The 14,044-nt window shown below is 70.4% G+C and carries 9 protein-coding genes and 3 pseudogenes; 10 read left to right on the forward strand and 2 right to left on the reverse strand.

Going from position 1 to position 14,044, the window contains the following annotated elements; all coding sequences use genetic code 11:
* Positions 1-189: 189 nt before the first annotated feature.
* Positions 190-606, reverse strand: coding sequence for an IS200/IS605 family transposase (gene tnpA / locus ABZ826_RS26690; RefSeq protein WP_114242432.1), 417 nt, complete (start codon positions 604-606; stop codon positions 190-192).
* Between the two features lie 26 nt (positions 607-632).
* Here tnpA and ABZ826_RS26695 point away from each other — a divergent pair, with 26 nt between their 5' ends.
* From ABZ826_RS26695 to ABZ826_RS26730, 8 genes and pseudogenes are all read left to right on the forward strand, one after another.
* The gene (locus tag ABZ826_RS26695) at positions 633-1,856 is read left to right on the forward strand and encodes an RNA-guided endonuclease TnpB family protein (protein ID WP_361453284.1); all 1,224 of its coding nucleotides are present in this window, start codon (positions 633-635) and stop codon (positions 1,854-1,856) included.
* Between the two features lie 21 nt (positions 1,857-1,877).
* Positions 1,878-2,381, forward strand: a pseudogene (locus ABZ826_RS26700) (HAD-IC family P-type ATPase); the annotation flags it as partial.
* Positions 2,382-2,409: 28 nt separating this feature from the next.
* Positions 2,410-2,916, forward strand: a complete 507-nt coding sequence (locus ABZ826_RS26705; protein WP_361453287.1) for a copper chaperone PCu(A)C — start codon at positions 2,410-2,412, stop codon at positions 2,914-2,916.
* Positions 2,917-3,129: 213 nt separating this feature from the next.
* Positions 3,130-3,906: a hypothetical protein gene (locus ABZ826_RS26710; RefSeq protein ID WP_361453290.1), complete on the forward strand. Its 777-nt coding sequence runs from the start codon at positions 3,130-3,132 to the stop codon at positions 3,904-3,906.
* 256 nt (positions 3,907-4,162) lie between these two features.
* Positions 4,163-4,846 carry a sigma-70 family RNA polymerase sigma factor gene (locus tag ABZ826_RS26715; protein WP_361453293.1) on the forward strand — a complete coding sequence of 228 codons (684 nt, stop codon included), beginning with the start codon at positions 4,163-4,165 and terminating at the stop codon, positions 4,844-4,846.
* Positions 4,847-5,044: 198 nt separating this feature from the next.
* Positions 5,045-5,182 (forward strand): annotated as a pseudogene (locus tag ABZ826_RS26720) (IMP dehydrogenase); the annotation flags it as partial.
* A 609-nt stretch (positions 5,183-5,791) separates the two neighbouring features.
* A complete protein-coding gene (locus ABZ826_RS26725; RefSeq protein ID WP_361453296.1) occupies positions 5,792-6,574 on the forward strand; it encodes a hypothetical protein in 783 nt (260 codons plus the stop codon).
* Positions 6,544-9,094, forward strand: a pseudogene (locus ABZ826_RS26730) (tetratricopeptide repeat protein). The gene ABZ826_RS26725 and the pseudogene ABZ826_RS26730 overlap by 31 nt, the downstream one beginning before the upstream one ends.
* 113 nt (positions 9,095-9,207) lie before the next feature.
* On the opposite strand, the gene ABZ826_RS26735 reads toward ABZ826_RS26730, so the two are convergent.
* Positions 9,208-10,137 (reverse strand): hypothetical protein, encoded by a 930-nt coding sequence (locus ABZ826_RS26735; protein ID WP_361453299.1) that lies wholly within the window; start codon positions 10,135-10,137, stop codon positions 9,208-9,210.
* 39 nt (positions 10,138-10,176) lie between these two features.
* Between ABZ826_RS26735 and ABZ826_RS26740 the strand changes: the two genes are divergently transcribed.
* Complete coding sequence (locus ABZ826_RS26740; protein ID WP_361453302.1) at positions 10,177-11,427, forward strand: CapA family protein; 1,251 nt, start codon at positions 10,177-10,179, stop codon at positions 11,425-11,427.
* A gap of 317 nt (positions 11,428-11,744) precedes the next feature.
* Positions 11,745-14,042 (forward strand): HAMP domain-containing protein, encoded by a 2,298-nt coding sequence (locus ABZ826_RS26745; RefSeq protein ID WP_361453305.1) that lies wholly within the window; start codon positions 11,745-11,747, stop codon positions 14,040-14,042.
* The last annotated feature ends 2 nt before the right edge of the window (positions 14,043-14,044 follow it).

The raw sequence follows: 14,044 nt of genomic DNA on the forward strand, positions 1-14,044 counted from the left end.
CCGCTCCCGCCGCCCTCGATGTGGACACGCGGATAGGACCCGATACGCTTCTTCACCTGAGGAGTGCTTCTTTCATGCGCCGACCCGGACCCTAGACAAGTCCCATCGTCGCAGGTCAGGAGCACTCTTCGCGTTTCCGATCACGCATCGGACACCCGGCCACGCGAAAGCCCGAGGCTAACTCGCAGGTCACAGTGGGCGATTCTGCTGCTCGATGTACTGACGGACGATGGACAAGGGAGCCCCGCCCACCGACCCGGCGAAGTAGGAACCGGACCACAGACGCTGAGCCCGCCAGTAGTGCCGGACCAGTTCCGGGTACTCCTGGCGGAGCCGGCGTGAGCTGACGCCCTTGAGCGAGTTGACCAGCTTGGACAGGGCCACCTTCGGCGGGAAGTTCACCAGCAGATGTACGTGGTTGTCCTCGCCGTTGAACTCCACCAGCTCGCACTCGAAGTCCTCACACACGGCCCGCATGACCTCCTCCATACGCGTCAGGTGCACGTCCTCGAAGACCCTGTGCCGGTACTTCGTCACAAAAACCAAATGTGCGTGGAGGGCAAATGCACAGTGACGACCAGTACGAATGTTCTGATACTCAGCCATAGGCCAACTGCATTACGGTGTTCGGTATGCAGCTTCGGTACACCTTCCGCGTGTACCCGAACGGTCCTCAGCGTGCCGCGCTGTCCCGGGCGTTCGGGTGCGCCCGCGTTGTGTTCAACGACGCGTTGCGCACCCGAAAGGACGCCCGCGAGCAGGGCCTGCCGTTTCCGAAGGCCGGGGAGTTGTCCAGGCAGGTCATCACCGAGGCGAAGAAGACCGGGGCCCGTGCCTGGCTCGGTGAGGTGTCCGCCGTGGTGCTGCAGCAGTCCCTGCGGGACCTGGACACCGCATACACGAACTTCTTCGCGTCGCTGAAGGGCACCCGCAAGGGGCCGAAGACCGCAGAGCCCCGGTTCAAGTCCCGTAAGGACAGTCGGCAGTCGGTCCGCTTCACCCGGAACGCGCGGTGGAAGATCACTCCCGGCGGGGACCTGTCGTTGCCGAAGATCGGCAAGGTGCGGGTGAAGTGGTCCCGGTCCCTGCCGTCGGTCCCATCGACGGTGAGCGTGATCAAGGACGCGGCGGGAAGGTACTTCGCGTCGTTCGTCGTGGAGACCGAGCCCGAAACGCTGCCCGCCGTGGAATCGGTTGTCGGTATCGACCTCGGCCTGGGGCACTTCGCGGTCCTGTCCGACGGGACGAAGATCAGCAGCCCCCGGTTCCTGCGCCGGGCGGAGAAGAAGCTGAAGCGGGATCAGCGCAGTCTGTCCCGTAAGGCGAAGGGGTCGAAGAACCGGGAGAAGGCCCGGGGCAAGGTCGCCTGCGCGCATGCGCGGGTGGCCGATGCGCGGCGCGAGTTCCACCATCAGCTCTCCACACGGATCATTCGCGAGAACCAAGCGGTGGCCGTGGAAGACCTGGCGGTCAAAGGGCTCGCCCGCACGCGTCTGGCCAAGTCCATGCACGACGCCGGATGGTCCGCGTTCGTTGCGATGCTGGAGTACAAGGCTGTCCTGTACGGCCGTGTCTTCGTCCGGATCGGACGTTTCGAGCCCACGAGCCAGGTCTGTTCGGCCTGCGGTGTCAAGGACGGACCCAAACCCCTGCACGTCCGCGTCTGGCAGTGCCGGGCGTGCGGGGCCGTCCTGGACCGGGACATCAACGCGGCGGTCAACATCGCCCTGGCCGCCGGACTGGCGGTGTCAGCCTGTCGAGCGAGGGTAAGACCGGGACTTGTCCCGGCACAGCGCGAAGAAGCAGGAACCCACCGAGACGGTCGGACGACCGTGGTAGGAATCCCCGTCCCTTAAGGGCGGGGAGCGGAAGTCAAGGGCGATCAGGATGCCCCGGCCCGAGCCGTCGCTGCCGCGCTGCGCATCGACGAGGTGCACACCCGCTGCACCCCCGAGCACAAGGCGGAACTCGTCCGCGCCCTGCGGGACAAGGGACTGCGGGTCGCCGTCGTCGGCGACGGCGTCAACGACGCGGCCGCCCTCGCCGGTGCCGACCTCGGCATCGCGATGGGCACCGGCACCGACGTCGCCATCGGCGCCGCCGACGTGACCCTCGTCCGCGACGACATCGAGGCGCTCGCCGACGCAGTACGCCTTGCTCGCCGCACCCTGGCCACGATCCGCGGCAACCTGCTGTGGGCCTTCGGCTACAACGTCGTCACCATCCCGCTCGCGATGGTCGGCCTGCTGAATCCGATGCTCGCCGCCGCGGCCATGTCCCTCAGCTCCGTCCTCGTCGTCCTCGGCAGCCTCCGGCTGCGCCACTGGCAGCCCGCGCCCGCCCGGGTCCGACGGCCGCGCGAGCCACGAGCGGCCCTGTGATCCCCGCCTCCGTCAGGAAGAACCGTCCGTGAAGAATCCTCTGCCCACCCGTCTGCGTGCCCCGCTCGCCGCAGTCGCCTCCCCGGTGCTCGCCAGTGGAGTGGCCCTCGCCGGGCTCGGCGCCTGGACCACGAACGGCAACGCGGGCAGTCCGCCGCGCCTCGCCGTCGTCGAAGGGCACGTCTTCCTGCGCCTGGGCGCGACTCCGGAAACCGCCGCCTTCTTCACGATCACCAACACCGGGGGATCCACAGACCGACTCGTCTCGGTCACCTCCCCACGCACGGCCGTACGGCCGGAGCTGAGCCGGCACCGGATGTCCGACTCCCGAGCCGCCTACCGCGAACCCGCGGCGAGTGCCGCGATCCCGCCGGGGGACGGCCTCACCATGACCCCGCACGGCATGGACGTGACCGTCCGTCCGGACGACGACTGGCGGGAGGGGGAACGCATCCCCTTCACTCTGCGCTTCGAACGCGCCGACCCGGTGACCGTACTGGCGACCGTCGTACGCCCGGGAGAGAACCCGGCCTGAAGCGTGCCCCGCGCATCGGGTCCGATCCCGACCCGGCTCGTGAAGCCCGAGCCCGTCCCCGCCGGAGCGCTGGACCGTCGGTGGTCTTCGGCGCAGCACCCGTGTGAGCGCATACGCCGTGCCTTCGCGAGCTCACGTATCTATCCGATATTGGTGATGAGGCGGACACCTCGCCGTACCCAAGTCCGCCCCGCGATGGGAGGATGAGGGGCCATGGAGGCAGGGCGGATCGGGCGCGCGATGCGAGCGGCGATGTTCGCCGTTGTCTCCGTCACGCTCGCGGCCACCGGCCACGTCCTGATGTCCGAGGCCCCGCTGCCCTTCCGGGTACTTGCAGCGGGCTTCTTCGCGATTGCTGTGCCCGGCTGGTGGGTCGCCGCACGTGAGCGCGGCACCTGGCTGGTGATCGGCCTGACCGTCACCACCCAGGCCGTTCTGCACAACGCCTTCGCGACGGCCCAGACCCGCTTCACGCCGGCAGCCACCGTCTCCGCACACACGCGTCCGCCGGTCGACACCTTTTGCTCGACGGGCGAGGACATGGGGACGTGCACCGCGGCAGGAGGCGGCGGGCGGATGGCGGGCACGGACCACACGGCCCACGGGGGCTCCATGCCGTCCATGGAGAACATGGGGGACATGAGCCACGCGGCCTCCTCCACGGGCTCCATGGATCACATGGGTTCCATGGGGCACATGGGTCACGACATGGCGGGGATGTCGTCGACGGGCATGCTGGCCGCGCACCTCCTCGCCGCGCTCCTGTGCGGGCTGTGGCTGGCCCGGGGGGAGCGGGCGGCGTTCCAGATCTTGTGGTCAGTGGCCGGATGGCTGCTGGCCCCGCTCCAGATCCCCCTCACCGCCCCGGCTCCGTCGCCCCGTCCCATGACGAGGGCCTGCCGAGGTCTCAGCGACCGGCTTCCGCGGGGCTTGTTGTGCGCCCGCGACCTGGATCCACGCGGACCGCCCGGGGGCCTGGCCGCGCTCTGAAGCAGCGGCAGGCATCCCGAAGGACCATCCGCGACCGGTGAGACGACCGGCCGCGCGTCGCTGTGCCCGTATGGTACGGCGGCTTCCTTCGGGCACACCCGGGCCAAGCGGCTCCGGGTGCCCCTTCACCGGAATCCGGCCTCCCGCCCCCCGGCCTCGGCACGTGGCGACCTCATCGTCTCGTCCCGCGTGCGCGACAGCCCTGAGGGCACGGAGCGGCCCGGCTTCCGGACCGATCCGCGAAGGACACCAGGCGATGAAGACAACCCTGCCCGCCACCCGCGGCGGGCCGCGCCGGCAACAGCCTCACCGGCGTGGGAAGAACCCCGAGCCCGCAGCGTCTCCGTACGTCGTGGGAACCCAGCACGACGACGCCGCTTCCACCCACTGGGCCTTGGCCGCGCGCGCCGGGGACCCGGCGGCGGCCGAGGCGTTCGTACGGGCGCTGCACCGCGACGTCGTACGCTACGTCGCCCACCTCTCGGCCGATCCGCAACTGGCCGAAGACCTCGCCCAGGACACGTTCCTGCGCGCGCTGCGCAACCTCCACAGTTTCGAGGGACGGTCCTCGGCGCGTACCTGGCTCTTGGCCATCGCCCGACGTGCCGTCGTCGACGACTTCCGCAGGGCGGCGGCACGCCCCCGGCTCGCTGACACCGACGACTGGCGCCTCACCATCGAACGCACCCAGTCGGTCGGTCTGCCGGGCTTCGAAGAGGGGGTGGCGCTCCAGGAACTCCTCGCCGCGCTTCCCTACGAGCGACGCGAGGCGTTCGTCCTCACCCAGCTCCTCGGGCTGCCCTACGAGGACGCCGCGCGGGCGGCCGGGTGCCCGGTCGGGACGGTGCGATCCCGGGTGGCCCGCGCACGTGCGGCACTGATCGCGCAGCTCACCGCGAGTGAGGCGGCCGCGGGCGGCCCGCTGGAGGCGGTCGCGTAACCCTCACCGTCATGGGGGCAGTTCCCCGACCGGGATCTGCCCCCATGACGCGCCGGGTGCTCCCCGGCCGGACAGCAGCGCCATCCCCATCGGTAACCGGGTGAGTTCCCCGGTTTCGCGGTCGGATGACACACACGTCGCACACGTCTGGGTCAGGACGCATCCGGGTATATCGCCCCCGTTACGGAACCGTCCCCCGGACGGCTGGGCGCCGACGGGGTGCTGGGGCGGCTCGGCATCGCCCAGGCCACGCCGCAGGCCCTGCGTTCGGCGCGGCCGGGCGGCAGCGTGAACTTCGGCGTCCCGCACGACGTGGCCGTGGACGGCCAGGACCTGGACTGTCTGGCCAACCGGTGAGCTGGCCCGGGTCTTTCGCCGCACCCGCCGGGGACAGCGGGGCGTGACCAACTCGTCTCCGCGTCTCTGACGTACCAAGGCCCTCTTGCTCGGGAGCGGCCGGGGCCTGCTCCTTCCGTTGAAGAACCGCCTCGCCGTGGTCAGTCGGCATACCAAGCCGCTCGGTGACGACTATCTGGTGCCGCAGGGCATGGCGCCGGCCTCCAGCGGTGTGCGGGTCTGCCGCAGGCACCTGTTGAGCGGGGCAGGCAGACCTCGGCCGTGACGCTCGTTTGACGCTCCGGGCGCATGGAAGCCGCTCCTCGTGAGCGTGAAACCACGTCTGACCTGCTGGTTCTCTGCATGCCGCTTCCGATGACGTGATCCCGATGACGCACCATGTGGAGTGCGTGGCGATTCTGGACGTATGCGACACAGGGAGGTTGCGCCGTGATGCTCGCTCTGGCGGAAAATCAGGGGCCCACTCCTCGAACGTGGTTGGGGCTTGGTGGACGTGGAAGGTGAGGCCGGTGATTCGGCCTGATTGGATGACGGGACCGTGCTGAACGCCGCCGTTGATTTCGTTGTGCACGGTCCCAGGGCGCGTCGTTGAGTCAGCTGCGAGCTGCTGCAAAGACCTGGGTGCGGCTGCTGACACGGCCGGGGGCGCCGCAGCTGGTGGACACCGTCCTGGTGCGGACGTCCGAGGAGAGGGCATCAGGTGTCCCCGGCACCGATCTGCCGCCGCCCTCCGCGGAACAACGGATCGAATGCTTCCGCTCCTCGTTCTCGCCGGAGGCGTACCGGCTGGTGGTACGGCTCTCCGCGATTCGCCCGCTGAGCATGCCCGTCATCCAGCTGATCCGCATCGCGACGCTGCCCGCGACTACTTCGGCCGTGGTCGCGGAGGTACTGCTGGGCGAACTCCTCCAGCCCGTCACGGCAGACGGGGCAGCGGGGCAGCCGTTGTCGGCGGCGGCAGTCCTGGGCGGAACCGGCGAGGTCCTGTACGACTTCAGGCCCGGCGTCCGCGACCTGCTGGCCGGCGGGCTGGACACCGAGCAGTCCATCGAGGTCGTCGAGGCGGTCGGCCGGGCCCTCGAACCGTATCTGGGCCGCATGCCGGACTTCGCGGCACTGCTGGCGGATCCGGGCGGCAGTGCGCGCCTCTCACCGGGGACGACCGCGTTCGCGGTGCTCGTGAGCCCGCTCCTGGACCGGCTGTACGGGGGCGGGAGGCGGCCGAGGAAACGGTGGAGGCGGCGCACGCGGTTGACGAGCTGCCCCAATTGCCCGCCGTACCCCTGCTGTTCACGGTGTTCGGGCCCGAACTGGCGCGACGGGGCGATGAACCGGTCTCCATGGGGTCTCCGCAGCAGCAGGCCGTTCTGACGGCGCTGCTGCTGCACGAGCACCGGAACGTTTCCACCGTCCACCTGGTGGACGCGGTGTGGGGTACGGACGGTATGCCGTCGTCCGCGTTTCAAGCGGTGCGGGACCATGTGTCACGGTTGCGACGGATCCTCGCGCCCGCCGGCTTCGACATCGAGAGGCACCCGAGCGGATACAGCCTTCGTTCCGCACCGGCCGGTTCCGCGATCCCGCTGGACCTGACCGAGGCCGAGCGGCTGCACGCCGAGGCCGGTTCGGCACACCTGCTCGCCGATGAGCTCGGCATCGACCCGAGCCCCGAGCTCTCCCTGCTCCAGCAGCGCATCCTCCAGGCCGATGAGGGGCTTCTCGCCCCCTCGCAGTCCAGGCCGGAGGAAGGAACGGGAGTGATCCTGCGGCCCGTCCAGCTTCCGGCCACCGTCCCGGACTTCACCGGGCGCGCCTCCTTGGTACGCGAGCTGGGCGACCGGCTGGCGAGCGCCGAGGGGTCGGTGATGGCCGTCTCGGCCCTGGCCGGCATCGGCGGCGTCGGCAAGACGACCCTCGCGGTGCACGTCGCCCACCAGGCGCGGCAGCACTTCCCGGACGGCCACCTGTACGTGGACCTCCAGGGCGCCGGAGCACGCGCCGCCGAACCGGAGACGGTCCTCGGCGCGTTCCTGCACGCCCTGGGTATCCCCGGATTCGGCGATCCCCGCTTCCCTGGACGAACGAGTCGCCCTCTACCGCTCCACGCTCGACGGCCGCCGCGTCCTGGTCCTCCTCGACAACGCCCGCGACACGGCCCAGGTCCGCCCTCTTCTCCCCGGCACCGCGGGCTGCGCGGCCCTGGTCACCAGTCGCGTCCGGATGGTCGACCTGGCCGGCGCCCACCTGGTCGACCTGGACGTGATGTCCCCGGACGAGGCGCTCCAGTTCTTCACCGGCATTGTGGGCGAGGAGCGGATCAGCTCCGAGCGCGAGGCCGCCTTCGACGCGGTCGCGTTCTGCGGCTTCCTCCCCCTGGCCATCCGCATCGCCGCTTCCCGCCTGGCCTCGCGCCGCACGTGGACGGTCTCCGTCCTCGCGGCGAAACTCGCGGACGAGCGACGCCGCCTGGACGAACTCCAGGCCGGTGACCTCGCGGTGAAGGCCACCTTCGAACTCGGCTACGGCCAGCTGGAGCCCGCCCAGGCCCGTGCCTTCCGCCTCCTCGGTCTGGCCGACGGCCCTGACATCTCCCTGGCCGCGGCGGCGGCCCTGCTGAACCTGGAGGTGCATGCGGCGGAGGACGTACTGGAGTCCCTGGTCGACACGTCACTCCTGGAGTCGGGGGCCCCCGGCCGCTACCGCTACCTGAGTCTCGTGCGCCTCTTCGCGCGAGCATGCGCGGAGCGCGACGAACTTCCCGTATCGGAAAGGGAACTGGCGCTGTCGCGGCTGCTGCTCGGGGCTGACCTTCCGCGACGGCCGGGAGGCGCTGGACTGGCTGTATGCCGAAGCCGGTTGTCTGCTGGCCTGCGCACGGCAGTCCTCCGCCGAAACCCTTCTGGGCCGGGCCGTCGACCTCCTGTGGGTGGCGAGGGACCTCAGCGAGTCCGGCTCCAACTCCGTGCAGTACGAAGCGACGGCGGTGGCCCTGCACGAGGCCGCCGTGGCGTCGGGCGTCCACCGCACGGCGGGTCGGGCCGCCCTGGTCCTGGCCGAAGGACACTCCCTCGTGGGCCCGAGGCCGCCGTGGCGTCGGGCGTCCACCGCACGGCGGGTCGGGCCGCCCTGGTCCTGGCCGAAGGACACTCCCTCGTGGGCCGTCACGACGAGGCGGCGGAGGGAGCGGAGCGGGCGCTGCGGGAAGCGGCGATGTGTGCGGACCCGCCCGTCCTGTGCCGGGCGGTGAGTCTTCTCGGTACGGTCGCGCTGTACCGGAGCCGGTACGCCGAGGCCGAGTCCTACTTCCGCCGTGCCCGGGAAGAGTTCCGGGCCGACCGGGACGGTCCGGGCGAGGCAAGCGTGCTGTGCAACCTGTCCCGTGTGGAACTCGCGCTGGGAAAGCTGGCCGAGGCCCTGTCCCTCGCCGAGCGGGGTGTCGCCATGTATGACGGTCTCGGTGCCACGCTGCGCGGTGCCAACGCGCGCTACGCGCTGGGCCTCGCGCTCACCCGGGCGCGCCGGTACGCCGAGGCCCAGGAGTTGCTCGACGCGGCCGGGGCGGTCTTCAAGGAGCACCGACAGCACCTGTGGGAGGGGATGACTCGCTTCCGGTTGGCTGAGGTACATCTCGCGGCCGGGCGCCCGCAGCAGGCAGCCGCCCATGCCGAACAGGCACTGGCCGGCATGGGCGCTTCGGGCGGTGAATGGCGTCGCGGCAACATCCTGACCGTTCTGGGGCGCGCGCTGCGGGACATGGGCCAGCCCGACCGCGCCAGAGCGTGCTGGCAGGAAGCGCTGAACATCTACGAGGAGATCGGCCCCGCCGAGACCGCGGACCTGCGTGCCCTGCTCGATGACACGGTGGCCTCTTCCGCACCGAAGCCCGCCTGAACAGGGCCGCACCGGTCCCGCCCGTCAAGCCGGCCGGGGCGATCTGTCTCGCGCCCGTCGGGGCCGGTGGACCAAGGGACGCCCTGCGTGCGATATGCCCTGCGGGCCTCACCTCAGGGCAGTGTGGTCGCGAGTGCTCCGGCCGCCCGCCGCATCCGCTCCTCGTCGCCGCGCACGCTCCGGCTGAACTCCATGTGGAGGAACGGGACACCGTCCGCCGCCGCGCGTCGTCCCTGTTCGTTGCTGCGGCCCTCCAGCGCGCAGCGTCGCGCCCACGCCCGGCAGACGGCGAAGCCCTCTCGCTGTAGGGCGGTCGCCGTGCGGCGGGCCGCTGTGCGCCCCCGGTCGCCCTTGCCGGTGGACGCGATCACGTCGTAGTCCGGTTCGGTGGAGTCGGCGAAGCCGTGCACCTGCAGGCCCGGCAGCCGGCGCCGGACCAGTTCGTCGCAGACCACGTCGAAGACCGAGTCGCCGCGGTGCGCGACATCGGCGCGGTTCCCCTTCCCGGCGTTCCGGTGTGCGCCGGCCAGCACCAGTACCCCACCGGTCCTGGCGCGCAGCACCTCGATGCCCAGTTGCTCGCTGCGCGTGTCGGCGACCGGATGCGGCACCTGGACCGACCAGCGGACCGGGGTGCCGAGGTCGACGTAGACCCGCCCCCAACCCCGCCTGACCTCCGTCGCGCGGTCGGCGATCTCGGCGAAGCGCCGGCCGGTCCCGGTGTCGGTGAAGGTACGGATGCCGAAGTCGACCTCGGCCAGGCGTCGCCCGGCTTCGGCCCGGTGGCCGTCCAGGAAGAGCCCGACGGCCTCGGCGACGGTACGGCGCTGGGCGGGCAGAGGCCGCTGATAGTCGCTGTGCGCGACCGTTCCTCTGGTGAATTCGGTGATGCGCCGGGCCAGGTCGTCGCCGTCACGGGCATCAGAAGCGGCCGGACCGTGTCGGGCCCGGTCGCCGGACGGGACGAGAACCGCCGCCAGCGCGCCGATCGTGACCAGTATCACTGCGGTACTCAGCAGTATTGCCTTGATCGTTATCTTCACGGCAGGGTCTCGTGTCCTATTCAAACGAAAATATCAGGGGTGTCATCATTCCCTCTCAACTCCTTCGCGGCCCGCGCCGCCGTGCTGGCGCTCCTCGCCGCCACCGCGGCGGGCTGCTCCCTGCCGGGCAGTGACAGTGACGCCGCCGACGCGCAGTCGGGCCCGTCGTTCACCGTCGCCGCCGCGGGCGACATCCTGATCCATCCGCAGTTGACCGAGCAGGCCCGCAAGGATGCCGAGTCGGCCGACGGCAGGGGGGCCGCAAGCGGCGGCACCGCCGCCGACGGGCTCGATTTCGGCGCGATCATGGCCGGGGTCAAGCCCGTGATCAGCAAGGCCGACCTGGCGATCTGTCACTTCGAGCCGGTCATCGGCAAGCCGGAGGGGCCGTTCCAGAGCTACCCGGACTTCCTGGTCCCGCCGCAGATCACCGCGGCGATCAAGGATGTCGGTTACGACACCTGCTCGACGGCGTCGAACCACACGCTCGACCACGGAGCCGAGGGCGTGAAGCGCACGCTCGACACCCTCGACAAGGCAGGTCTCAAGCACACCGGTTCGGCGCGCAGCGGCGCGGAGGCGGCCAAGCCGCTGATCATGGATGTGAAGGGCGTGAAGGTCGCCCAACTGTCGTACGCCTTCGGGTTCAACGGCCGCGAGATCCCGGCCGACAAGCCCTGGATCGTCAACCAGAACTCGTTCGACAGGATCGCCGCCGCCGAGAAGGCCGCCCGCAAGGCCGGTGCCGAAGTGGTGATCCTCAGCATCCACTGGGGCCGCGAACACCATCCGGATCCGAGCGCCCCGCAGCTGAAGCTCGCCCGCAGGCTGGCGAGGGAGACCGGGATCAACCTGGTGATCGGCCACCACGCGCACGTGGTGCAGCCGATGGAGAAGGTCGACGGCACATGGGTGGCGTACGGCCTCGGCAACCAACTGGCGCGGCACGACGTGCCGTCCGGGCTGACCGAGGAAGGCGTCATCGGCTGGTTCGAGTTCCACAAGCGGGGCGACACATGGGATGTGGACGCGCACTACGTACCGACGCTCGTCACCATCCCGCCGGACGCCGACGAGAGCGACCCGGACTCCGTGGACGCGGCCGGTAAGCGGGGCGCGGTGAAGGACCACCGGCTGCTGAATCTGGCCGAATCCCTGCGAGGCGACAAGGACCTCTCGTCCGAGGAGCGGGCGAGGTACCGGCTGGCATTCGAGCGCACCCAGGGCACGATGCTCAACCGGGGTGCCGCCAAGGACGGTCTGAAGCCGTTGGAGGGCCTCCCGGACTGATCACCGTCCCCCCGGACGACCGTACGCCGACCTCCCCGCCGACCAGCGGCCGAGCAGCAACCGACCAGCCGCCGGCCGCTGGCCGACTCCTGGCTGTTCCACAGATGTCTCACGGGTTTCCAACAGGTGACGCACAGCTGAGTGATCGCCGAGTGGCCCAAAGTCAAGAATTGAGCTTCAAACGTCGCGTACGTCACACCGGCAACTCTCCGTACAACTTTCCGCCAAGCTTCCGGGTCGTGGAACTGATCGCTACAGCTCCACGGCATGCATCGGCGCGGGCCTCAACTCGGGCCAGAACCTGAAAGGCAACACTCATGGCCGCTTCGTCTGCGAAACGGCGGCACAACGTCCGACGCCGGGCCGACATGTCGCTGTTGGGCGGCATCCGTCCACCCATCGCGGTCCTCTCGGCCCTGCTGCTCTCCCTCGCGGGCATCACCGCCCTCGGTCTGGGGAGAGCCGGCCAGGACCCCGTACCCGAGGCCGTGCTGACCTCGCAGCAGCACTTCGCCGAGGACGGTGCCGTCGCCATGCGCGCCTCGATCGACGAGAGCGCCACCGACCTGACCCGTACCGCCGGGCTCTTCAGCGCGGGCGATCCGGTCTCGCCGGACGCCGTCCTCGACAAGATCGGCAGTGTCTACCAGAAATGGATGGGCACGGCCGTCGTGGAGATCAAGTCCGGGCGGATGCTTGCCGCGCGCGGTGAGAACGTGCCCGTCACCGCCGTCGACACGAGCAAGCTCGCCGAGAAGGACGGGCTCAGCCCGCGCATGGTGCGGCTGCAGAACGGTGAGACCCGGCTGCTCGCCTTGGCCCTGCTCTCCTGGCCGGACCGGCCGCAGCAGTTGCTGATCGCATCGAGCAGTCTGCGCTTCCCGGGCATCAGCCTCGGGCAGTTCCGCTCCATCGCGGTCATCGACAGCGAGGGGCGCATCCTCAGCAGCGACGGCATTCCGGAACCCGAGCAGGTCCTCACCGATCTTCAGCGCGACGGCGTCAAGCGCTCCAACAAGCAGCTGAAAGCTTTCTCCAAGACCGCTGCCGCCAAGGCGGCGCAGCACCCGCTCAAGGCGAAGGAGCCCGGTTCCGGCGGCTTCCTCGGGATCAGCGGCAGCCTGCTCGGCGACTCCTTCGAGGGCGACCGCTCCATCGCCGGATATGCCACGCTCACCGGCCCGGAGCCCGGCGAAGGGACCGTCGCGACCGCGCTCGGCCTGACCGTCGTCTCCATGGTCGACGTCGCGGTGGACCCCACCCGGGTCGCCGGGCCGCTCTTCGGCCTGCTCGCCGCGGCCGCGCTGCTGCTGATCGGCGCCCTCGCGGTCGCCCTGCTGCTCGGTACGGTCCAGCGGCCGCTGCTGAAACTCTTCCTGGAGAGCCGTCGGCTCACCCGCGGCGATCTGACCCGCCCCGTCACCGTCCCGAGGTACGGCGAGGCCGCGCGGATCGGACAGGCCCTGGAACGGCTGCGCCGCCAGCTCCTGGGCGAACCGGCCGGCACCACCGACGTGTCCTCCGGCGCGCCGCGCCGCCGCCGTGTCGGCACCCGCGGCCTCGTCGTGGTCTGCGGCGTCCTGCTCCTCGCCTGGTCGGCGCCGATGCTGCTGCTCTTCAACCGCGCCGACTCGACCGTCGCCGTACCGGAACAGATCATCAGCGACCAGCGCGAACGCACCGACACGCTCTCCGACCGGGTGCGCCGCGCGCTCAACGAGGGTCACGCCGACCTGGTCTCCGTCTCCGCGCTGATCGGCAACCGGACCAGCCCCGACGACATGAAGAAGGTCCTGGAGCGCACCCGCACCGAGCATGTGCGCTACCGGTCGCTGTACGTACGCTCCGCCGAAGGCACCATCCTCGCCCGCGCCGGCGAGTCCCCGCACGATCTGCCCGCGAGCGGGAGCGCCGTCGACAAGCTGTTCGCGCAGCCGATCAGCGTCCTCAACGAGTCGGGCAAGGAGCCCGTCATCGCCGGATACGCCGAGATCCCGGGCCGCGACGGATCCGCCGTGATCGGTGAGTTCCGGATCGACTTCGTCAACTCGCTGCTCAAGCGCCCCGGCCTCGGCCAGATCCGGGTCGTCGACGACGAACGCCGGGTCCTCGGCGGCAACACCGGCTACCTCGCCTTCCAGAGCCTTCCGAAGCGGCTCGACGAACTGGCGACCGGCACCAACCAGAAGACCGGCCTCAGCGCCCGCGCCAGCGGTGTCATGTACCGCGACGGTGACGGAGTCCAGGTCGCCGGAGCCGCGCCGTTCGTCGGCGGCGGAGCAGCGAAGAAGCTCGGCTGGACGGTGGTCAGCTGGCAGCCCGCCGCGGGTCTGGCGATCCCCGAGTACAGCCTGCAGAACCGCACGGTCCTGGCCGGACTGCTCGGCATCACCGCCGCCGCCGCTTGTCTCGGCTGGCTGCACATCGTCGTCGTACGGCCGCTGCGCGAACTGGCCGGCAAGGCCGAGGCGCTCGCCGACGGCGATCGGCGCACCGTGCTCTTCCCACACCACCACGACGAGGTCGGCGCGGTCACGCGAAGTCTCGAACTCGTCCGGCAGCAGCTCCAGGAGCAGCGCAGACGCGATGGCGCCCCCCTCGCCGGAAGGAACTGATC

Origin of the sequence: Streptomyces sp. NPDC047515, assembly GCF_040643055.1 — a bacterium.
Classification (GTDB): domain Bacteria; phylum Actinomycetota; class Actinomycetes; order Streptomycetales; family Streptomycetaceae; genus Streptomyces.